18 protein-coding genes and 1 tRNA gene are annotated in these 20990 nt (G+C 40.4%); 18 read left to right on the forward strand and 1 reads right to left on the reverse strand.

Annotated elements, in window-relative coordinates:
- Positions 1-112 precede the first annotated feature (112 nt).
- The 12 genes from pth (at position 113) to N1I86_RS09090 (ending at position 11318) form a co-directional block, all read left to right on the forward strand.
- Positions 113-673, forward strand: coding sequence for an aminoacyl-tRNA hydrolase (gene pth / locus N1I86_RS09035; protein ID WP_341097306.1), 561 nt, complete (start codon positions 113-115; stop codon positions 671-673).
- Positions 674-739: 66 nt separating this feature from the next.
- Positions 740-970 carry an anti-sigma-F factor Fin family protein gene (locus N1I86_RS09040; RefSeq protein ID WP_003352307.1) on the forward strand — a complete coding sequence of 77 codons (231 nt, stop codon included), beginning with the start codon at positions 740-742 and terminating at the stop codon, positions 968-970.
- Between the two features lie 70 nt (positions 971-1040).
- Positions 1041-4568 (forward strand): transcription-repair coupling factor, encoded by a 3528-nt coding sequence (gene mfd, locus N1I86_RS09045; RefSeq protein ID WP_270583675.1) that lies wholly within the window; start codon positions 1041-1043, stop codon positions 4566-4568.
- Between the two features lie 295 nt (positions 4569-4863).
- On the forward strand, positions 4864-5400 hold the full coding sequence (gene spoVT, locus N1I86_RS09050; protein WP_341095984.1) for a stage V sporulation protein T: 537 nt from the start codon (positions 4864-4866) through the stop codon (positions 5398-5400).
- 202 nt (positions 5401-5602) lie between these two features.
- The gene (locus N1I86_RS09055; protein WP_341095987.1) at positions 5603-7198 is read left to right on the forward strand and encodes a putative polysaccharide biosynthesis protein; all 1596 of its coding nucleotides are present in this window, start codon (positions 5603-5605) and stop codon (positions 7196-7198) included.
- Positions 7198-8664 (forward strand): nucleoside triphosphate pyrophosphohydrolase, encoded by a 1467-nt coding sequence (gene mazG, locus N1I86_RS09060; protein WP_003352303.1) that lies wholly within the window; start codon positions 7198-7200, stop codon positions 8662-8664. Before N1I86_RS09055 ends, mazG begins: the two co-directional genes overlap by 1 nt.
- Positions 8665-8739: 75 nt before the next feature.
- Positions 8740-9000, forward strand: a complete 261-nt coding sequence (locus N1I86_RS09065) for an RNA-binding S4 domain-containing protein (protein WP_040340798.1) — start codon at positions 8740-8742, stop codon at positions 8998-9000.
- Between the two features lie 140 nt (positions 9001-9140).
- Positions 9141-9362 (forward strand): hypothetical protein, encoded by a 222-nt coding sequence (locus N1I86_RS09070; protein ID WP_341095990.1) that lies wholly within the window; start codon positions 9141-9143, stop codon positions 9360-9362.
- A 108-nt stretch (positions 9363-9470) separates the two neighbouring features.
- Positions 9471-9770 carry a sporulation protein YabP gene (yabP, locus tag N1I86_RS09075; RefSeq protein ID WP_003352300.1) on the forward strand — a complete coding sequence of 100 codons (300 nt, stop codon included), beginning with the start codon at positions 9471-9473 and terminating at the stop codon, positions 9768-9770.
- The gene (gene yabQ, locus N1I86_RS09080; protein ID WP_341095992.1) at positions 9767-10396 is read left to right on the forward strand and encodes a spore cortex biosynthesis protein YabQ; all 630 of its coding nucleotides are present in this window, start codon (positions 9767-9769) and stop codon (positions 10394-10396) included. The genes yabP and yabQ overlap by 4 nt, the downstream gene beginning before the upstream one ends.
- A gap of 22 nt (positions 10397-10418) precedes the next feature.
- Positions 10419-10814 (forward strand): FtsB family cell division protein, encoded by a 396-nt coding sequence (locus tag N1I86_RS09085; RefSeq protein ID WP_003352298.1) that lies wholly within the window; start codon positions 10419-10421, stop codon positions 10812-10814.
- Between the two features lie 75 nt (positions 10815-10889).
- The gene (locus N1I86_RS09090; RefSeq protein ID WP_003352297.1) at positions 10890-11318 is read left to right on the forward strand and encodes a S1 domain-containing RNA-binding protein; all 429 of its coding nucleotides are present in this window, start codon (positions 10890-10892) and stop codon (positions 11316-11318) included.
- Positions 11319-11686: 368 nt separating this feature from the next.
- On the opposite strand, the gene N1I86_RS09095 is transcribed toward N1I86_RS09090, so the two are convergent.
- A tRNA-Met gene (locus tag N1I86_RS09095) sits at positions 11687-11760 on the reverse strand.
- Between the two features lie 404 nt (positions 11761-12164).
- Between N1I86_RS09095 and spoIIE the strand changes: the two genes are divergently transcribed.
- The 6 genes from spoIIE to ftsH all read left to right on the forward strand — a co-directional run bounded on the left by spoIIE (position 12165) and on the right by ftsH (position 20862).
- Entirely contained in the window at positions 12165-14645 is a 2481-nt protein-coding gene (gene spoIIE, locus N1I86_RS09100; protein ID WP_003352296.1) for a stage II sporulation protein E, read from the forward strand.
- A 75-nt stretch (positions 14646-14720) separates the two neighbouring features.
- On the forward strand, positions 14721-15455 hold the full coding sequence (locus N1I86_RS09105; protein ID WP_003352295.1) for a VWA domain-containing protein: 735 nt from the start codon (positions 14721-14723) through the stop codon (positions 15453-15455).
- Entirely contained in the window at positions 15424-16416 is a 993-nt protein-coding gene (locus tag N1I86_RS09110; protein ID WP_003352294.1) for a protein kinase domain-containing protein, read from the forward strand. Before N1I86_RS09105 ends, N1I86_RS09110 begins: the two co-directional genes overlap by 32 nt.
- 361 nt (positions 16417-16777) lie before the next feature.
- Positions 16778-18193: a tRNA lysidine(34) synthetase TilS gene (tilS, locus tag N1I86_RS09115; RefSeq protein ID WP_003352293.1), complete on the forward strand. Its 1416-nt coding sequence runs from the start codon at positions 16778-16780 to the stop codon at positions 18191-18193.
- On the forward strand, positions 18187-18741 hold the full coding sequence (gene hpt, locus N1I86_RS09120; RefSeq protein WP_003352292.1) for a hypoxanthine phosphoribosyltransferase: 555 nt from the start codon (positions 18187-18189) through the stop codon (positions 18739-18741). The genes tilS and hpt overlap by 7 nt, the downstream gene beginning before the upstream one ends.
- A 117-nt stretch (positions 18742-18858) precedes the next feature.
- Positions 18859-20862, forward strand: coding sequence for an ATP-dependent zinc metalloprotease FtsH (gene ftsH, locus N1I86_RS09125; RefSeq protein ID WP_003352291.1), 2004 nt, complete (start codon positions 18859-18861; stop codon positions 20860-20862).
- Positions 20863-20990 lie beyond the last annotated feature (128 nt).

A 20990-nucleotide genomic window follows, 5' to 3' on the forward strand; every position in this document is an offset into this window, starting at 1 on the left:
AAATTTTTACGAAAAATGTTATTTTTTCAAGCAGGGCGGTTGCCTCGCTTTTTTTGTACATACTGCATAATATGTTAGAATGTAAAGAAGGAACTTGAGGTGTTTTTGGATGATAAAATTAATAGCGGGGCTTGGAAATCCCGGTGAAAAGTATAGAGGAACAAGACATAATATTGGATTTGATGTGATAGATGAGCTTGCACATCGATTGCAATCTCCATTGACAACTGCGAAACACAAAGGAATTTATACGATTGTACGGCCAGGCGGGCATCAAGTTTTGCTGCTCAAACCTCTTACTTATATGAATTTGTCAGGGGAAAGCATTGCCGAAGTCATGCGTTACTATAAGATAGATATCGAGAATTTATTGGTTGTGTATGATGATTTAGATCTTCCGCCCGGAAAAATTCGCTTGCGCCAAAAAGGGAGCGCAGGCGGGCATAATGGCATAAAATCAGTCATACAACATACAGGTACAGAACAATTTAAAAGGATTCGGATTGGCATTGGACGCCCTGACGGAAATAATACGGTTATTGATTATGTATTAGGAAAGTTTGACAAAGAGCAGCAGTTGATCATGAATGAAGCCGTTAAAAAGAGTGCGGATGCTTGCCTTGAATGGTTAGAGAAGCCATTTCCCGAAGTCATGAACCAGTTTAACTCCTGAAGAATGAATATCCTCGTTTCGATGTGTACATACTAAGAATAAGATGTGCACACGGAGGAGGACGTAATGGCTATTCATTATTATTGCCGGCATTGCGGCATTAAACTAGGCAGTTTGGAAAAACATATTATTAGCAGTGAAAAGCTAGGTCTTCATAAACTTGCGGACCATGAACGAAAAGAGATGGTTCAATATGAAAGTAATGGCGATATTTCTATAAAGTCTATTTGTGAAGATTGCCAGGAATCGCTTGAACGATATCCGGATTTTCACCAAAATGATTATCTTATACATTGATTGAACAAGCTTTGGATGCGGTCCAAAGCATTTTTCTGTTTTTTTGTTTGGACGCCAGGAGGGGAGAATAATGTTAAAAAATTTAGAAAATTTACTTCTTACTAATGATGAAATTCAATCCATCACTCAAGGTGTAGAAATAGGGCTTTCAGAGCAGCTTATTGCCGGATTATCAGGCTCTGCGCGCTCTTTGCTCATCTCTTCCGTATATCACAAGACGAACCGTCCGACATTGGTCGTGACCCATAATTTGCTGCAAGCGCAAAAACTGTATGACGATCTTATTCAAAGCATCCCTGAAAACGAAGTGTATTTATATGCGGCCAATGAACTGATTGCGGCGGAAATCTCTATTGCGAGTCCAGAGTTAAAAGCCCAAAGGATTGAAATGTTGAATCATTTAACGACAAGCACTAAAGGTGTGTATATCGTACCGGTAGCCGGTTTGCGAAAGATCTTGCCTCCAAAAGATGTTTGGAAGAGATTTCAAAAGATGCTTTCTGTCGGGGATGAAGTAGATTTAGACAGCTTTTTGCAAGAATTGGTCGTAATGGGTTATGAACGAGCCGATATGGTGAACACCCCAGGCGAGTTTAGTTTAAGGGGAGGCATATTAGATATCTACCCGTTGACAACCCCTGATCCCATTAGGATCGAATTTTTTGACACGGAAATTGATTCGATTCGCACGTTTTCCATTGAAGACCAACGTTCCATAGAAAATTTAAAGGAAGTCAGCATTGGCCCGTTTTCCGAAATGCCGCTCGATCGTGATCAATTGGTGATAGTGGGCGATAGGCTTCAAACAGCGCTGGCAAACAGCTTGAAAAAGGTGAAGAATGAAAAAACAAAAGAACTTCTCACTCAAAATATTGGAAATGATGTTGAGAGATTAAAAACAGGCAGCCTTCCAGATCAAATGGCCAAATATATAGCGATTGCTTATGAACATCCTGCAAGTTTAGTAGATTATCTTTCGGACAGAGGAATCGTGTTTTTTGATGAGTTAAGCCGAATTAATGAAATGAATGACTCGCTGGAAAAAGAGGAAGCAGAATGGTATACGTCACTCATTGAAGAAGGTCAAATGGTACATGACTTGCAAGTGTCCCATTCGCTAGCGGATCTCCTGTCATCGATAAAGATGCCACGGCTCTATTTTTCTTTGTTTTTAAGGCATATTCCTCACACCAATCCGCAAAATATTGTGAATTTGTCTTGCAAACCAATGCAAAACTTTCATGGCCAAATGAATGTCTTAAAGGCGGAAACGGAACGATGGAAACATGGAAAATATACAGTTGTCTTTTTGTGTTCCAGCAAAGAACGAATGAAAAAATTCCAAAGTGATTTAGAAGAGTATGAGATTGAAGCTTCATTGTTGGAGGAAGAAGAGAATCTGTTTATCGGCAATCATCAAATTCTATATGGGAATTTGCAAACGGGGTTTGAACTTCCTTCTTTGCGGCTTGCCGTGATTACAGAAGAAGAATTATTTAATAAAAAGGTAAAACAGTCCAAGAGAAGGCAAAAACTTTCGAATGCCGAGAGGATCAAAAGCTATTCGGAATTAAACGTCGGGGATTATGTGGTCCATGTGAATCATGGGATCGGAAAATATTTGGGGATTAAAACATTGGAGATCAACGGAGTCCATAAAGATTATCTCCATATTAAGTATCAGGGAACGGATCAATTATATGTACCGGTTGATCAAATTGACTTAGTTCAAAAGTATATTGCTTCCGAAGGAAAAGAACCGAAGATTTACAAGCTAGGAGGCAGTGAGTGGAAGCGGGTTAAAAAGAAAGTACAATCGTCTGTTCAAGATATAGCCGACGATTTGATCAAGCTTTATGCAGAAAGAGAAGCATCAAAAGGATATGCTTTTTCTCCTGATGGCGACTTGCAGCGGGAGTTTGAAGCGGCTTTCCCTTATCAGGAGACGGAGGATCAATTGCGCTCTATTCAAGAAATTAAACGGGATATGGAAAGAGAACGACCGATGGATCGATTGTTGTGCGGAGACGTTGGATATGGAAAAACGGAGGTAGCTCTAAGAGCGGCTTTCAAAGCAATTATGGACGGAAAACAGGTGGCTATGCTTGTTCCCACCACGATATTAGCGCAGCAGCATTATGAAACGATGAAAGAGCGCTTTCGAGGATATCCGATCAATATTGGAATGTTAAGCCGATTTCGAACACGAAAACAAATTCAAGAAACCATTAAAGGAATTAAAAATGGAACGATTGATATTGTAGTCGGCACGCATCGGCTATTGTCCAAGGATGTTCAATACCATGATCTAGGCTTGCTGATTGTCGATGAAGAACAACGTTTCGGAGTGACGCATAAAGAGCGGATCAAGCAATTAAAAACGAATGTAGATGTATTAACGCTAACAGCTACCCCTATTCCTAGAACTCTGCATATGTCGATGTTAGGCGTAAGGGATTTATCGATCATTGAGACTCCTCCGGAAAACCGGTTCCCGGTTCAAACGTACGTGATGGAGTATAACGGAACGGTTGTCAGAGAAGCGATTGAAAGAGAATTGGCGCGGGACGGACAAGTTTTCTTCCTTTATAACCGAGTAGAAGATATTGAGCGGAAAGCGGAGGAAATATCTTTACTTGTGCCGGATGCGCGCGTTACGTATGCCCACGGACAAATGACCGAGTCTGAGCTGGAAGATGTCATTTTAAGCTTTCTGGAAGGCGAATACGATGTGTTGGTGACAACAACCATTATTGAGACGGGAGTCGATGTCCCAAATGTCAATACACTGATTGTATATGATGCTGACCGGATGGGGCTATCGCAGCTATACCAATTAAGAGGCCGAGTGGGCCGATCCAACCGAATCGCTTATGCTTATTTTATGTATAGAAAAGATAAAGTTCTTTCTGAAACGGCAGAAAAGCGTCTGCAATCGATCAAAGAGTTTACGGAATTGGGGTCGGGATTTAAAATCGCGATGCGCGATTTGTCGATTCGGGGAGCAGGAAATTTATTAGGTCCTCAGCAACATGGATTCATTGATTCAGTGGGATTCGATCTATATTCGCAAATGTTGAAAGAAGCGATTGAAGAAAGAAAAGGAATCACTGTGGAAGAAAAACCGCCTGTTTTTGAAGTGGAACTGGATATCGATGCTTATATTCCGGATGCTTATATTCCAGACGGACAGCAAAAAATTGAAATGTACAAACGGTTCCGTGCTCTTGAAACGTTGGAAGAAGTGGCTGAATTGCAAGAGGAAATGGTCGATCGTTTTGGTGAATATCCGAAAGAAGTAGAATATTTATTCCGAGTGGCGGAAATGAAAATCTTTGCGAAAGACGTTCATTTAGAGTCCATTAAGCAGACAAAAAATGAAGTGACGATTCTAGTCAGTGAAAAAGGGACACCGCTTTTAGACGGATCAAAAGTAGTAGAATTATGCCAAACATACGGTCGGATGATGGGATATGGAATGGACGGGTATAAATTAAAAATTACGATGAATATTAAAAATGTTCCTGTAGAAAAATGGTTTTCTATTGCTTACAACATTATTCAAAATTTAAAAGAAGCAAAAAAGAAAGCCTCTTGAATAAGTCGGCACCCGAAAGGAGCCATTGACCTGTTTGCCGTGAAGTGAATGCTGTTTTTTGATCCGTTCCTCTTATGCAAAATGATGAAAAATTTTTATGGATAACTGTTGAAAAGAGTATAAACTGAAAATAATGCCTCGCTTGAAATATTTTTTTTCAATAGAAAATTCTCACTGAAAGTGAATAGAACTTCTAAGTTGTTAGATACTAACATCAACAAAAAGAATGATTGTAAAACTGGCAAGCAAATAATGGATTGCCAAAATATCATCTGATGAAAGCGAGGCAGCAAAAATGAAAGCAACAGGTATTGTTCGTCGTATTGATGATTTAGGACGTGTAGTCATTCCGAAAGAAATTCGCAGAACTCTTAGAATCCGCGAAGGAGACCCGCTTGAAATTTTTGTGGACCGGGATGGTGAAGTCATATTAAAAAAATATTCCCCGATAAGTGAATTGGGTGATTTTGCTAAAGAATACGGACAAGCATTATATGACAGCCTAGGATGTTCGATCCTCATTTGTGACAGGGACGCAGTAATTTCTGTGGCCGGGGTGTCGAAAAAAGAATATTTAAATAAAAACATTAGTGATTTGATTGAAAACGCTATGGAAGAACGACAGTCGGTGATCCAAACAAACCAAGGTGAGGTCTCTTTTGTTGATGGCCACGAAGAAACGGTTCAATCATACACCATTGCCCCAATTATCGCTAATGGCGATCCAATTGGAGCCGTTATTGTCTTTTCCACTGATCGAACGATAGGCGAAGTGGAGAAAAAAGCCGCGGAAACTGCTTCAGGATTTCTTGCACGGCAAATGGAACAATAAGAACGGGAAGAGCAGCTTGAAAAAGCTGTTCTTTTTTCATAAGCAGGAGAAAACATACGAATTTTACACATCGTGAATCAGGAACGCCGCTTTTGCTTTAGATAAAAAGAAAAGAGAATTATTGGTATTCTGCAAACCTCTCATTTTGATATAATACATTCGACTATAGATGCTTATTATATGGAAGAAAGGCGGCGTTCTTTTGTCGAAGCAATCATCACAGATATTTATGAAAGGAGCGCTAACGCTGACCGTTGCAGCACTTGCTGTCAAAGTGCTCAGTGCAGTTTATAGAATTCCTTTTCAAAACATTGTCGGGGATGTAGGCTTTTACATATATCAACAAGTATATCCGATTTATGGAATTGCGGTTGCCTTTTCTACTTATGGTTTTCCTGTGGCCGTTTCAAAATTGATAGCGCAAGGAGAAGAAAAGGACAAAAGCAGAATATTAACTGCTTCTTTTGTATTTTTGTCGCTGCTTGGAGTGCTATTGTTTTTAGCACTTTATTTTCAAGCAAAAACGATCGCAGCGGTAATGGGCGATCTAAAATTGGCAAGGCTCATTCAAATCATTTCACTATCCTTTTTGCTGATGCCGTTTTTATCCGTTGCAAGAGGACTGTTCCAAGGAAAAGGCGATATGGTGCCAACTGCCGTTTCCCAAGTGACTGAGCAATTGATAAGAGTTGGGGCTATATTAGGCTTTTCCTATTGGTTTATCCATTTAGGCAGTAATTTGTATACGGTCGGCGGGGCTGTCCTTTTTGGATCGATTATGGGTGGACTGGCTTCCTCTATCGTGTTGATTTTTTTCTTAAAGCATCGGAGAGAGTCCATTTTTTATGTTCACCGCTTTTCATTTGGCGAAATGGAAAGACGGTTGATCCAAACTTTAGTGCTGGAAGGCGTTGCGATTTGCTTATCTAGCATGATGCTGGTTCTCTTTCAATTTATGGATGCTTTAAGTTTATATTCGTCGCTAGTTGATTCAGGGATATCGAAATCGGCTGCAAAAGTTGCGAAAGGCGTCTATGACCGAGGGCAGCCGCTTTTGCAATTGGGAACGGTGGTCGCAACCTCTTTTTCATTGACGCTTGTGCCGCTTATTAGCGCCAGCTATCAAGAAAGCGATTATGAGTCTGTTCACAAGAGCGTTCGCATTGCCGTAAAAATCAGTTTTGTCATAGGCCTTGCTGCCATGGTTGGGTTGTTAAATATTCTTGTTCCAACCAATATCATGCTGTTTGAGAATGGATTTGGGTCCAATATTTTGGCGTTCTTTAGCGCTGGCATTTTGCTTAGCTCAATGGCGCTTACCCTTTCGGGAATTTTGCAAGGGGTAGGATCGCCGTATTTTCCTGCTATCGTCCTCTTCATCGGTCTTGTCGTTAAATATGTCGGGAACTTATATTTTGTCCATCTGTGTGGAGCGGTGGGAGCAGCTTTTTCCACGGTTCTTTCTTTGATGTTGACATCCTTGATTTTGTTTTTGAAAATCAAAACATTAATGCGCATTCAAGTGCTGACATGGTCATCCGTTGGTCAAAGTCTTCTAGCGGCGGCAGCTATGACTGTTCTTTTACAAGTATGGGCGTTTCTTTTCCGATGCTTGGATTTTTCCGGCACCCGCATGCAAGCGGCGCTGGAAGCAGTCGGTGGTGTTTTTCTAGGCGGCACCGTTTTTCTAGTGCTTATCTTAAAAATGAAGATATTCTCCAAAGAAGAATTGGTGTTGTTTCCGTTTGGCGGGAAATTGGTTCAAATAAGTGAAAAACTGAATGGGAGAAATGTATAATGGGTTATAAAATAACGATTGTTGGATTGGGAGCAGGTGATATAGACCAGCTCCCATTAGGAGTCTATAAACAGTTGAAAAAAGAGTCTTCCGTCTTTTTGCGGACAAAGGAGCATCCTGTCGTCCGACAGCTGGAGGAAGAAGGTGTTTCGTTTATCAGTTTTGATTCTGTTTACGAACAACACGACCAATTTGAACAAGTGTACGAAGAAATAGTCGAGCGTTTGTTGAAAAAAGCAAAAGAGGAAGATATTCTATATGCTGTTCCGGGGCATCCCCTTGTGGCTGAAAAAACAGTCCAGCTTTTGCTTGAAAGGGGAAAAGATGCGGATGTGGACGTGGTGATCGGCGGCGGGCAAAGCTTTTTGGATTCGTTGTTTGCTGCTCTGAAAATCGATCCTGTAGAAGGATTTCAATTTTTGGACGGGACTGATCTGCATAGAGACGATATACATGTCCGCGGGCATATCATCATTGGGCAGGTGTACGATTCTTTCGTAGCATCCGATGTGAAGCTGACACTAATGGAAAAATACCCGGACGACTATCCGATTTATATCGTTCAGGCGGCAGGATCGAGCGAGGAAAAAATAGCGAAAGTCCCTCTTTACCAATTGGATCATGAAATTTCTTCCGTCAACAACCTAACCTCCATTTATGTACCGCCGGTGAAGGATGACTTTGTTTACCGCGAATTTTCTTCATTGAGGGAAATCATTCGCATATTGCGGGGACCAAATGGTTGTCCCTGGGATAAAAAGCAGACTCATCAGTCGTTAAAAAAATACTTAATCGAAGAATGTTATGAACTTTTATCCGCCATCGATCATGATGACATTGATAATATGATTGAAGAGTTGGGAGATGTTCTTCTTCAAGTGATGCTTCATTCTCAAATCGGCGAGGACGAAGGTTTGTTTTCGATAGAAGATGTACTGGAATCCATATCCCGAAAGATGGTGCATCGGCATCCACACGTATTCGGAGATGAAACCGCTAAAACGGCGGAAGAGGTTGTGAAAAAGTGGGAAGCCATTAAACAGAGCGAAAAGGGCAGAAGCGCTAAAGGCGGCGGTATTTTAGATGAAATCGAAAAAGGACTTCCGGCCGTTATTAGAGCGTACGAAATTCAAAAGAAAGCAGCAAAAACAGGCTTTGATTGGGAGAAAGCGGACGAAGCAGCTCAAAAAGTGGAAGAAGAATGGCGGGAATTTTTAGATGAAGTCAAAAGCGGCGACAAAAAGAAACAAGTGGATGAATTGGGGGATGTGTTATTTGCATTAATCAATACAGCGCGCTTTTTCTCCATTCATCCGGAAGAAGCCCTTGCTCAAGCAAATGATAAATTTATTAGGCGGTTTTCTTATGTGGAACAGAAAGTGAAGGAAAGCGGTCAATCTTTCCAAGATTTCTCCTTAACGGAACTTGACCGTTTTTGGAATGAGGCAAAAGAAAAAGGACTTTGAAAATAGCAAATCTTTTATAACAAACCATCTAAATGTGAAAACACTCTTTAAAAAGGGGGAGAAGCAATGGAAACGATGCGGTTGGATAAATTTTTAAAGGTTTCGCGCATTATTAAAAGAAGAACGTTAGCAAAAGAAGTTGCGGATCAAGGCAGGGTATTCGTGAACGGACAGCAAGCAAAAGCGAGCACGAATGTAAAGGCAGGAGACGAATTGACCATCCGTCTTGGACAAAAAATCATAAAGGTTCGTGTTGAAAGTCTTCAGGAATCTACCCGGAAAGAAGACGCAGCGAGTCTCTATTCCGTATTGTCCGAAGAAAAAATAGAAGAATGAACTGAGGCTTTCTCCAAAGCCCCTTTTTAACAAGAAGACCCGCCGAGATATATCTATTTATCTCGACGGGTTTTTCTTTTGGGTGGCTTTCTTTCTGAAGCAGGCGGTTCTTTTCCTCCACTTGTTTCAGAAGATTGTAGGTGATGGCAATCAGCCCGATTCGATTGTACCAATCCAGCTCTCCCAGCAAGGTACGGGAGTCTTGCGGGGCCGTCCGCGGAAATCAAGTGAAATTCTCGATTGTCAACGCTCCCCCGAAAACCATTCCTTCCATAAAAAACAGGCTTGTTCTATTTCTTCTCTTGCGTGCATATGTATTGTTACAAAGCATGTACTTTTTCAAGGCTTCCGTTTATAAGTAGATCCCTTTGGTTTCTCAGTTGGTTCAGACTAAAAAACAAATACAAATGACCAAGACGATGACGGACAAAGCCTTTTAAAAAGCGATGAAAGGAAGCGTGGGAGAAACTATGGCGCAATTTCAAGAGTCTAAAAATAATGGATCATATCAAGAACACGATGTCATTATGAGGGGCAGAAAATTGCTTGATATCACAGGCGTAAAGCAAGTAGAAAGTTTTGATAATGAGGAGTTTTTGCTTGAAACAGTCATGGGTTTTTTGTCTATTCGAGGTGAAAATCTTCAGATGAAAAATTTGGATGTCGATCAAGGAATTGTATCGATCAAAGGGAGGGTATATGACCTTATTTATTTGGATGATCAGCATGGGGAGAAAGCTAAAGGGTTCTTTAGCAAGTTGTTTCGATGAGCTTGACAACTCAGTTTTATACTATGCTTGCCATGATTGCAATGGGAAGCTTTTTTGGTGCATCGTTTGATACGTACAACCGATTTTTAAAAAGAAGCAAGCGGAATAGGTGGATCGTCTTTTTTCACGATGTGCTTTTTTGGGCCGTGGAAGGACTTCTTATTTTTTACATTTTATTTCTTGTGAATTATGGGGAAATTCGATTTTATATTTTTCTTGCTTTATTATGCGGTTTTGCTGCTTATCAGGCGCTTTTGAAAAGAGGATTTTTAGTCATATTGGAAAGTGTCATAACATTTGTAGCTACTGTTTACAAATTTATGTTAAAAATTCTTTACAATTTCATTTATATTCCAGTAAAGTATATTTTTTTGTTTACTCAAACTGCTATAATAATAATGGGAAAATCAATATTGATGTTAACGCTTGCCATATGGAAAGTATTGTTTTGGCTTTTAAAAGGCGTTGCATTACCGTTTCATTGGATTCTTAAAGGATTTTGGAAGTTATTGCCGGAATCGTTTAAAATATTCGTCGATAAGTTCTTGGCACGTTTAAAAGGAACTTTTGGAAAAATAAAGAATACTATTACTAAACTGTTGGACGGAGTACGCAAAAAGAAGTAAATACTGGAAAGGGAGGTTTGGAATGGCGGTTCGAAATATAAAGGGAATCACTTCCATTAGAAACACATATGTGGAAAACGAAGAAAAGAAACAATATTTGATGCAGCAACGAAAAAAGAAACTATACAGAAGATTGATTGCTTTTTCCTCCTTATTCTTAATCATCACCATCCTTTTAGTTTCGACACTTATATCTCAAACTTCCCGTTTGGAAGAAAAACAGCGGCAAAAAGCACAATTGGAACATTCGTTGGCCAAACTTGAAAAAAAACAGGTTTTACTGAAAGAAGAATTGGCAAAATTAAAGGATGACGACTATGTTGCCAAGCTAGCCCGTGAAAAATATTTTTTGTCGGATAAAGGTGAGATCATTTTTTATCTCCCCAAGGAGAAAAAGAAAGAAAAGGATGTGGAGTAGTCTTATTGACACTCCTTTTTTCCGATATATAATATAAGATAAGCTTGATATTTTTTAAGGAGGAACAATTTTTTTATGTCAATTGAAGTAGGCAGCAAGTTACAAGGAAAAGTAACAGGCATCACGAATTTTGGAGCGTTTGTTGAATTGCCTGATGGCTCCACGGGGTTGGTGCACATTAGCGAGGTTGCCGATAATTATGTAAAGGATATCCACGATCATTTAAATGTCGGTGATCAAGTAGAAGTAAAAGTGCTCAACGTTGAGAATGACGGAAAAATAGGGTTATCGATCCGTAAAGCAAAAGATCAGCCCCAACATTCAAGCCATAATCATCATGGAAACCAGCGTCCACAGCGGCACAACAAAGGAAATGATCATCGTTCCAAAGAAAGTTTCGAACAGAAGATGGCCCGCTTTTTAAAAGAAAGTGAAGATCGTCTGTCTTCTTTAAAACGTCATACCGAATCCCGTCGTGGAGGCAGGGGGGCAAGAAGAGGCTAACTTGCTGTCTATTTCAAGCAGGGGCCGTAAGATTTTTATTGTTCTTATAAATAAACCTATTTTTCCATAACGGGGTAATCAGCCTCATTTTATGATGAGGCGTTTTGCGTGCTGTTGTTGGATCTTTGGAAGAATGAACTTTGTGTCGTTTCGATGACATACGGTTTTCAAAGTCAGATCCTTTTTTCAAACGATTGAAGAGACCCGTTCTAAATGAGAATGGAAAAAAGTTTGAAAAAGGACTGGATCCCTATTTTGAAGAGAAAAATAGGATTTATTTAACGCTTTAATATGAAAGCATTGCTTTTTATATACAAAAAGCCAAAGAGATTAATCCCTCTTTGGCTTTTTTTTACTTAATCGATCGATAGCGGCGGAGGGAATCGAACCCCCGACCTCACGGGTATGAACCGTACGCTCTAGCCAGCTGAGCTACGCCGCCAAAGTATGTGATTTGAAACACAATGAATATATTAATGGCAACATCAAAAAATGTCAAGAGGTAGAATGGTGGCTTTTTGTTTTTCCTTGTCAAAAAAATGAGACATCGAGATGGATCCCTTTCAGCTGGCGCGAAGATCATCTTTTTTTCCGACAATCATTTTACGGATCAGATAAATTAATCCTATCGTAAGGGAAAAAGGGTGATGTTTTTACAATTCCTTTGAAGTTTATTCACAGGTTTTGCTCTGAAGCACCTCTCTGCGTGATCAATTTGTTTCCTTTTTGAAGATTAGGCTGAAAATAGTCGAACTTTTCTTGAACGGGAACTGGTCATTTTGACAAAGTTTTATGCTTGTCCCCTTTATAATGTCTTCAATAATACGAGTTGGGGAGGATTATTTGATGGAAAGAGTAGAGCAAAACGTAATGGAGCCGGTAGGAAACGTCAATCTGGAAGAAACGAAATTGGAAGTGACAAGGAGGTTTAAAAGATTTCTGTTTAAACTGGAATTGGCTCTTCAACAAAAAGGAATGATGTTGTTTTTAATAGGTTTTCTGTTAGGAAGGGCTCTCATTTTATCCCATTTAACGCCGTTTGCATTGCCATTTTTTGCGTCTGTTTTCATGATTCGAAGAGACCGGGCACCGATCGTTTTTATTGGACTGTTATCGGGTGCTTTAACTTTATCGATAGGAAACTTAGTCTACACCTTTGCTGTCATCTCTTTGTTTTTAATCGCTTTTCGGCTGTCTAGACAATTTCGTAAAGAAGAGTTAAATGCTTTGCCGTTCTTTGTGTTTTTTACTACTATAACAGTTAAACTGGCTTTTACCTACGTCAATCAGCAGCAAACGTTAAGCCTCTATGATGGTCTTATGGCACTGATTGAGGCGGGCTTGACCTTTATCCTTACTTTAATTTTTATGCAAAGCATCCCCTTATTATCCATTCATAAACGAAAAACTTCATTAAAAACAGAAGAAATTGTCAGTCTTATCATTTTATTAGCATCCATTTTGACAGGAACCATCGGTTGGAGATTATATGGATTATCCGTTGAACATATCTTTTCACGTTATTTGGTGCTGCTATTCGCATATGTTGCCGGTGCCACTGTAGGATCGACCGTAGGAGTCGTGACCGGGTTAATTTTTAGCCTAGCTAACGTTTCGAGCTTCTATCAAATGAGTTTATTGGCTTTTGGCGGATTGCTAGGCGGTCTTTTGAAAGAAGGGAAAAAATTCGGTGCTGCAGCCGGAATGCTGGTGGCTACGTTGTTGATAGGGATGTACGGGGAAGAAAATGTTTCTTTAATACCCACTCTTTATGAAACTCTGGCTGCTATTATGCTGCTCTTTTTAACGCCCAGAAATTTAACAGAACGAGTCGCGAAGCATATTCCCGGCACTCCGGAACATTCCCATCACCAGCAGCAGTATTTGAAAAAGATCCGTGATGTAACGGCGAATCGAGTGGAGCAATTTTCTTCTGTCTTTCAGGCTCTATCCAAAAGCTTTGCCCAGTCCGGACGGCTTCATGAAGAAACATCTGAAGAGCGCGAGTTGGATTATTTTCTGGGCAATGTAACGGAAAAGACTTGTCAGACATGCTTTAAAAAAGAACAGTGCTGGACCAAAAATTTTCATAAAACGTACGAATTAATGAGGGAGGCTACGTTGGATTTGGAGGAAGGAACGCTGTCCGGCTCTGTAGCAAGAGAAATGGAAAAGCATTGCGTCCGGGCTAAACGGGTTCAAGAAGTGATTCAGCAGGAGCTCGCTCATCTTCAGGCGAATCAAAAGTTAAAACAGCAAGTTCAGGAAAGCCGAAAGCTTGTTGCCGATCAACTCTTGGGCGTTTCTAAGGTGATGGACGATTTTGCGAAAGAGATCCAGAAAGAGCGTGAAAATCACCATAACCAAGAAGAGCAAATACATGAAGCTCTGCAATCCTTTGGACTGGAGGTAGAAAAGATTGACATTTACAGCCTCCAAAAAGGAAATGTAGATATAGATATGGTCTTTCCTTATGCGGGCGGTCACGGTGAATGCGAAAAATTGGTAGCGCCCATGCTTTCGGATATTTTAGGAGAAACGATTTTGGTGCAAAATGAAGAATATACTGGATTCCCGGGAGGCTATTGTTATGCGACTTTTCGTTCGGCAAAAGCATTTGTTGTAGAAACAGGAGTCGCCTTTGCGGCCAAGGGGGGAGGCTTGGTTTCAGGAGACTGCTATTCAACGATCGACTTAGGGGTTGGAAAATATGCCGTTGCCATCAGCGACGGTATGGGAAATGGCGTAAGGGCCCATCATGAAAGCAATGAAACGTTAAATCTTTTGCAAAAAATTCTCCAATCCGGCATTGATGAAAAGGTGGCGATCAAGTCTATTAATTCTGTTTTGTCTTTAAGAACGACGGATGAAATTTTTTCGACGTTGGATTTGTCGATTATTGATTTGCAAAACGCAACAGCTAAATTTCTGAAAATTGGGTCATCTCCAAGTTTTATTAAAAGGGGAAGCAAAATTATAAAAATCGAAGCAGGCAATTTGCCTATGGGCATCTTACGGGAGGTGGATGTAGATATCGTTTCGGAACAGCTGAAAGCAGGAGATTTGCTCATTATGATGAGCGACGGCGTTTTTGAAGGAGCGAAGCATGTTGAAAATCATGATTTGTGGATGAAAAGAAAAATTGGAGAAATTGAAACAAATGATCCTCAAGAAGTAGCGGATTTAATTATGGAAAAAGTCATTCGTGCAGGGGGAGGCGGCATAGAAGACGATATGACAGTCGTCGTTACAAAGATTGAGCATAATATGCCAAAATGGGCCGCTATTCCGGTAACAAAATTGAAAAAGAAGAAGAATGCTTCATGACTTTTTCTTGAAATGTATAATCGCCCCTCCGGTTGGAAAAAATGGTAACGATAGTGCAAGATTGGAGGGGACCTTATGAAAACAGGTACGCTGCGGCAAATTTTGCTGATTACAGACGGCTGTTCCAATTATGGAGAAGATCCTATTGCCATGGCGGCTCTTTCAAACGAGCAAGGGATAACCGTCAATGTCATTGGAGTGCTAACGAACGATGCGATGGATGATAAGGGAATGAAAGAAATTGAGGGAATTGCCAAATCGGGCGGCGGGGTCAGCCAAATTGTATATGCAGCTCAGTTATCGCAAACCGTTCAAATGGTGACGCGTCAAGCGATGACGCAAACTTTGCAAGGATTGGTAAATCAAGAATTAAAACAAATTTTGAACAGGGATATTTCCATGGAAGAACTTCCCCCCGAAAAACGCGGAGAGGTAATGGAAGTGGTAGAAGACCTTGGTGAAAAGGCTAATTTAGAAGTATTGATATTGGTAGATACTAGCGCAAGCATGAAAGAGAAATTGCCGATCGTGAAGGAAGCTCTTTTGGATCTTTCTTTAAGCATGAATGCAAGAATGGGAAATAACTTGTTTTCTGTCTATATATTTCCCGGGAAACAAAGAGAAGTTGAAAGAATTCTGGATTGGACTCCTAAGATGGAATCGCTCACCAGCATCTTTTCAAAACTGACCCCGAGTGGAATGACTCCAACTGGTCCTGCTATTCGGGAAGCATTAGGACAATTTATGAAAAAACGTTCGGCAAGGAGTTTGCTGTCAAGTGATGATGAATTCTTTGAAGAATCCGTTTAATTTTCCAAAAGGTACAGTCATTAAGGGAAAATGGAATCAAAAAATGTATGTTCTGTTAAAAGAACTTGGATATGGTGCAAACGGAACGGTTTATCTAGTTCAAAATGAAAATGGGTATGCGGCTTTAAAAATGAGCAAAAACAGCATGTCCATCACATCGGAGGTAAATGTTCTAAAGGCTTTTCGAAGGGTCCAAGGGTCTTCCCTGGGGCCTTCTTTATTAGATGTTGATGATTGGATCATAAAAGGGTCTGCCATCCCTTTTTATGTAATGGAGTATATTCAAGGGCCTAATCTTCTTGATTTTATTAAGCAAAAAGGGCCTTCTTGGATTGGGGTTTTGCTCAGTCAATTGTTAAGAGATTTAGAATCGCTGCATGAACAAGGATGGGTATTTGGTGATTTAAAGCCTGAAAATTTAATTGTTGCCGGTCCTCCTTATCGCATTCGTTGTATAGATGTGGGTGGGGCAACCATCCAAGGAAGGGCGATCAAAGAGTTTACGGAATTTTTCGACAGAGGCTATTGGGGAATGGGGAATAGAAGAGCTGAACCGTCATATGACCTTTTTTCGGTGGCTATGATTGCTTTAAATCTTACTTATTTAAAAAAATTTGAGAAGCGGGTAAACGGTCAAGCGGAAATTGTGCAGATGTTGATGAAAAGACCGGAATTACAGTTGATGAAACACGTGTTGCTGAGAGCTGTCAACGGGCATTATTCTTCCGCTAAAGAAATGAGAAAAGAACTGCTGTTAGCACTATCTTCACCAGCTAATCAGAAAAAGTCTGAAAAAAATGAACATCTGGCCAATTCGGCAGCGAAGGCCGCGGCAAAACCGCTTCCGTCCAGAAAAGCCATCCATAAAAAGAAAAAGAACAGGAAGCTGCTTGAAACTTTTTTGATCATCGTGAGTCTGTCCTTCCTTTATTTAGTCTACTTGTTTTTCCAGTTGATCTAAATCATGTATCATACGTTCGACTTTGAAAATGTTTATTCAAAATATAAACATTTTTGTGATCAATAAAGTTAAATGATACTATTATAAGTAAATAAAAGATAAACTTGAACAGGTGCTTTATGGCTTTATCTAGTGAGGGGATTTCGGAGGAATGCTATTTTACGGAAAAAAGGCCTAAGCCTCATTTGTTTTTAAGTCGACAAAAGCAGTGTCTAATAGGAACTGCATTGCTGTTTTTACGTTCACCACGTTCATGCTTATTTAGCGAGCGTTTTATTGTATAACAGAAAAATGGTTTCTATTCCGAATATCCCACATGGTGAAACCTTTCACCTGCTTTCAAGATAAAGGACGAATTGCGATGCTTGAGTATGAAGAAAAGGTCAGACAGTTTATTAAGAAACATCAATTGATTGATAAGGGCGATAAAATAGTCGTCGGGGTATCAGGGGGGCCAGATTCTTTATCTTTGTTGCACTATTTGGCGAGAAAACGAGATTTTTATGGGATCGATCTGTTTGCCGTTCACCTTGACCACATGTTTCGCGGGCAGGAGTCGTATGAAGAACTTCTGTTTGTTGAAGAATTTTGTAAAGAATTTCATATTCCGTGCTTATCCAAGCGGATCAACGTTAGTGAGATCATTCGAGACAATGGAACAGGGCTTCAAGAAACCGCTAGAATGGTGCGTTATCAAGTTTTTCAACAGGCAATGACCCAGTTTGCGGCTAATAAATTGGCGCTTGCGCATCATGGGGATGACCAGGTAGAAACGATCTTAATGCGGTTGACAAGAGGAACATCCGGGAAAGGAAGGGCAGGGATTCCTTATTTGAGGTCTTTCCACAATGGATGGATCATCCGTCCGTTGTTAGGCATAACGAAAGAGGAGATTTTAGCCTACTGTGATTTTTACAGACTGAATCCTCGGATCGACCCCAGCAATTCGAAAGGGGCATATACACGCAATCGTTTTCGTCTCGAAGTGCTTCCTTTTTTGAAAACAGAAAATCCGAAAGTTCATGAACATTTTCAAACATTTAGTGAGGAAATGCTGGAAGATGAACGTTTTTTGCTAAAATTGACCTATGAAAGAATGGAAAACATATGGACGCACAAAAACGACGGAATTTCCTTGGATATTGAAGAGTTTCAAAAAATGCCTTTGTCTTTACAAAGAAGAGGGATTCATCTAATATTAAACTATCTTTATAAGAAAAAAACCCCATTTACAAATGTACATATTCGTCAAATTTTGCAATTGATCCAACATCACCACCCCTCTGGAAGCCTTGATCTTCCGGAAGGATTGAAAGTGATTCGGCAGTATCAGGAATGTTTTTTCGGTTTCATAAAGGATGAAACAAAAGAATATTCATATGAATTAAAAACGGAAGGAAAAGTTGTCCTTCCGAACGGTGACCAATTGATCCTGACAAAAAGGAAGAACGCGGACAAATTTCCATCAAAAGATGACCAATTTTGCCTGAATCGAGAAGCAGTCGCAATGCCGTTGATTATCCGTACGCGAAAACCGGGCGACCGCATCGCATTAAAAGGAATGAACGGATTCAAAAAGGTGAAAAAGGTTTTTATTGATTTGAAAGTACCACGTTCTTATCGTGATCATTGGCCAATTGTGGCCGATTCCAAAGGGAAAGTTTTATGGATCCCGGGTCTTAGAAAATCGATCTTTGAAAAACAAAACGAAAATGAGAATGATGATATTTTAATTTATATTAAGCAAACATCATCTGGGGGGCAAACAAAGTGCTGAATCAGGATATTGAAAAAATTTTAATCACAGAAGAAGAGATCCAAGAAAAAATTAAAGAATTGGCTGGCCATTTGACAGAAGAATACAAGGACAAGTTTCCGCTTGTGATCGGCGTTTTGAAAGGAGCCATGCCGTTTATGGCGGATTTGTTGAAACGGGTGGACGCCTATTTGGAAATGGATTTTATGGATGTTTCCAGCTATGGCAATTCCACCGTTTCATCCGGAGAAGTGAAAATTGTGAAGGACCTTGATACTTCTGTCGAGGGGCGGGACATACTAATCGTTGAAGATATCATCGACAGCGGATTGACTTTAAGCTATTTAGTCGAGCTTTTCCGTTACCGTAAAGCAAATTCGATCAAGATCGTAACGCTTCTAGATAAACCGACAGGACGCAAGGCGAATATTGAAGCGGATTATGTTGGCTTCATCGTTCCGGATGAATTTGTGGTTGGTTACGGTTTGGATTATGCTGAAAAATACCGGAATTTACCTTTCATCGGGGTTTTAAAACCTGAAGTTTATAGGAATAATGAAAGCAAATAGGTAAAGTGGGTTGTGCGAATGAAAAAACGAATTCAAGGGATGATTATTGTTTGTAACACTAAGATTCAATGTGATACTATTATATATAGTTTTCTTGATGGTGGGAGGAGGTAAGGGATGAATCGCATTTTTCGCTATACCATATTTTACTTGCTAGTCTTTTTAGTGATTATTGGCGTTGTCGGTTATTTTAATAACAACAACCAGCCAACTAAAAATATAACGTATAACGAGTTTATTTCTCACTTGGAAAATAATGATGTAAAGTCTTTTTCCATGCAGCCTGAGCGAGGCGTTTACGAAGTTCGCGGTCAATTAAAAGGCGATGATGGCAATTATTTTCAAACGTATGTCATGAACAGCGACACTCTTCTTAACCGCATCGACAATGCTGCGAAGAACGCCAGAGTGGAAGTGCTGCCTGCTAAGGAAACTAGCGGTTGGGTCTCCTTTTTTACTACAATTATTCCATTTTTGATTATCTTTATACTATTTTTCTTCTTATTAAACCAAGCGCAGGGCGGCGGAAGTCGTGTCATGAACTTCGGAAAAAGCAAAGCCCGGTTGTATAATGACGAGAAGAAAAAAGTACGCTTTCGGGATGTAGCTGGAGCTGATGAGGAAAAGCAGGAGCTGGTTGAAATTGTTGAATTCCTGAAAGATCCGCGTAAATTTTCCGAATTAGGAGCTCGTATTCCGAAAGGTGTGCTTTTAGTCGGACCTCCTGGAACAGGGAAAACTCTGCTTGCTCGAGCTGTAGCAGGCGAAGCGGGAGTCCCGTTTTTCTCCATTAGCGGTTCCGATTTTGTAGAAATGTTTGTTGGGGTTGGTGCTTCTCGTGTCCGGGATTTATTTGAGACAGCCAAAAAGAATGCCCCCTGTATTATTTTTATAGATGAAATTGATGCCGTTGGCCGTCAACGCGGTGCAGGTCTTGGTGGCGGACATGACGAAAGAGAACAAACGTTAAACCAATTGCTTGTTGAAATGGATGGATTTAGCGCAAATGAGGGGATTATCATCATTGCAGCAACAAACCGTCCGGATATTCTCGACCCAGCATTGTTGCGTCCGGGACGTTTCGACCGTCAAATCACAGTAGATCGTCCTGATGTGAATGGAAGAGAAGCGGTTCTTCGAGTTCACGCCCGCAATAAACCTTTAGATGATTCTGTAGATTTAAAGGCGATTGCGCAAAGAACTCCCGGTTTTTCTGGAGCAGATTTGGAAAACTTGTTGAACGAAGCGGCACTTGTTGCGGCCCGTGCAAACAAGAAAAAAATAGATATGTCCGATATTGATGAGGCAACAGACCGCGTCATTGCCGGACCGGCCAAACGCAGCAAAGTGATTTCAGAAAAAGAACGAAGAATTGTGGCTTTCCACGAGGCTGGGCATACAGTGATTGGACTTGTACTGGATGATGCGGAAATGGTTCATAAAGTAACGATTGTCCCGCGCGGTCAAGCTGGTGGATATGCGGTTATGCTTCCGAAAGAAGATCGTTATTTTATGACAAAACCAGAATTGCTGGATAAGATCACAGGATTGCTTGGGGGTCGTGTATCGGAAGAGCTTACCTTCGGAGAAGTGTCGACTGGTGCTCATAATGATTTCCAACGCGCTACAAGTATCGCTCGCAGAATGGTAACCGAATTTGGAATGAGCGATAAATTGGGTCCGCTTCAGTTCGGACAATCTCAAGGCCAAGTGTTCCTTGGACGGGATTTAAACAGTGAGCAAAATTATTCGGATGCAATCGCTTACGAAATTGATCTTGAAATTCAGCGTATTATTAAAGAGTGTTATGAGCGCGCTAAAAAGATTCTGACTGAAAACCAAGATAAAGTGAAATTGATTGCTACAACACTGTTGGAAGTAGAAACGCTGGATGCGGCTCAAATTAAACATTTAGTGGAACACGGCACTTTACCGGACCGTTCCGCTTCAACTGACAAAAAGGCAACAAACAATGATAATGTAAAGGTAAATATTCAGAAAAAAGAAGAGTCGCCGACGGAAGAATCGAATCAATATGATTCAACAGATCAGAGTGAATCGACTTCCAATTCTGATAAAAATCCCCCGCATTCAGGGAACGATGGGGACAAAACAGTTTAAGATCGACTCCTTCAAGAGGAAAGCAAGCTTGCTTGGAAGCTTTTTTGGGCATAAAGTAAGACGACAATGATATAAAGCCTCCCGGATATCAAAGATGGAACAGCTTTGATATCCGGGAGGCTATTTTT

The sequence above is a fragment of the Bacillus sp. FSL W8-0116 genome, assembly GCF_038003825.1.
GTDB classification, from domain to species: domain Bacteria; phylum Bacillota; class Bacilli; order Bacillales; family DSM-4216; genus Bacillus_O; species Bacillus_O smithii.

Coding starts and splice junctions, on each gene's coding strand:
- N1I86_RS09105 (WP_003352295.1), top strand. CDS start 14,721: ATGAAAACAGGTACGCTGCGGCAAATTTTGCTGATTACAGACGGCTGT.
- yabQ (WP_341095992.1), top strand. CDS start 9,767: ATGAGCTTGACAACTCAGTTTTATACTATGCTTGCCATGATTGCAATG.
- N1I86_RS09090 (WP_003352297.1), top strand. CDS start 10,890: ATGTCAATTGAAGTAGGCAGCAAGTTACAAGGAAAAGTAACAGGCATC.
- N1I86_RS09040 (WP_003352307.1), top strand. CDS start 740: ATGGCTATTCATTATTATTGCCGGCATTGCGGCATTAAACTAGGCAGT.
- mfd (WP_270583675.1), top strand. CDS start 1,041: ATGTTAAAAAATTTAGAAAATTTACTTCTTACTAATGATGAAATTCAA.
- spoIIE (WP_003352296.1), top strand. CDS start 12,165: ATGGAAAGAGTAGAGCAAAACGTAATGGAGCCGGTAGGAAACGTCAAT.
- tilS (WP_003352293.1), top strand. CDS start 16,778: ATGCTTGAGTATGAAGAAAAGGTCAGACAGTTTATTAAGAAACATCAA.
- spoVT (WP_341095984.1), top strand. CDS start 4,864: ATGAAAGCAACAGGTATTGTTCGTCGTATTGATGATTTAGGACGTGTA.
- yabP (WP_003352300.1), top strand. CDS start 9,471: ATGGCGCAATTTCAAGAGTCTAAAAATAATGGATCATATCAAGAACAC.
- mazG (WP_003352303.1), top strand. CDS start 7,198: ATGGGTTATAAAATAACGATTGTTGGATTGGGAGCAGGTGATATAGAC.
- ftsH (WP_003352291.1), top strand. CDS start 18,859: ATGAATCGCATTTTTCGCTATACCATATTTTACTTGCTAGTCTTTTTA.
- N1I86_RS09085 (WP_003352298.1), top strand. CDS start 10,419: ATGGCGGTTCGAAATATAAAGGGAATCACTTCCATTAGAAACACATAT.
- N1I86_RS09065 (WP_040340798.1), top strand. CDS start 8,740: ATGCGGTTGGATAAATTTTTAAAGGTTTCGCGCATTATTAAAAGAAGA.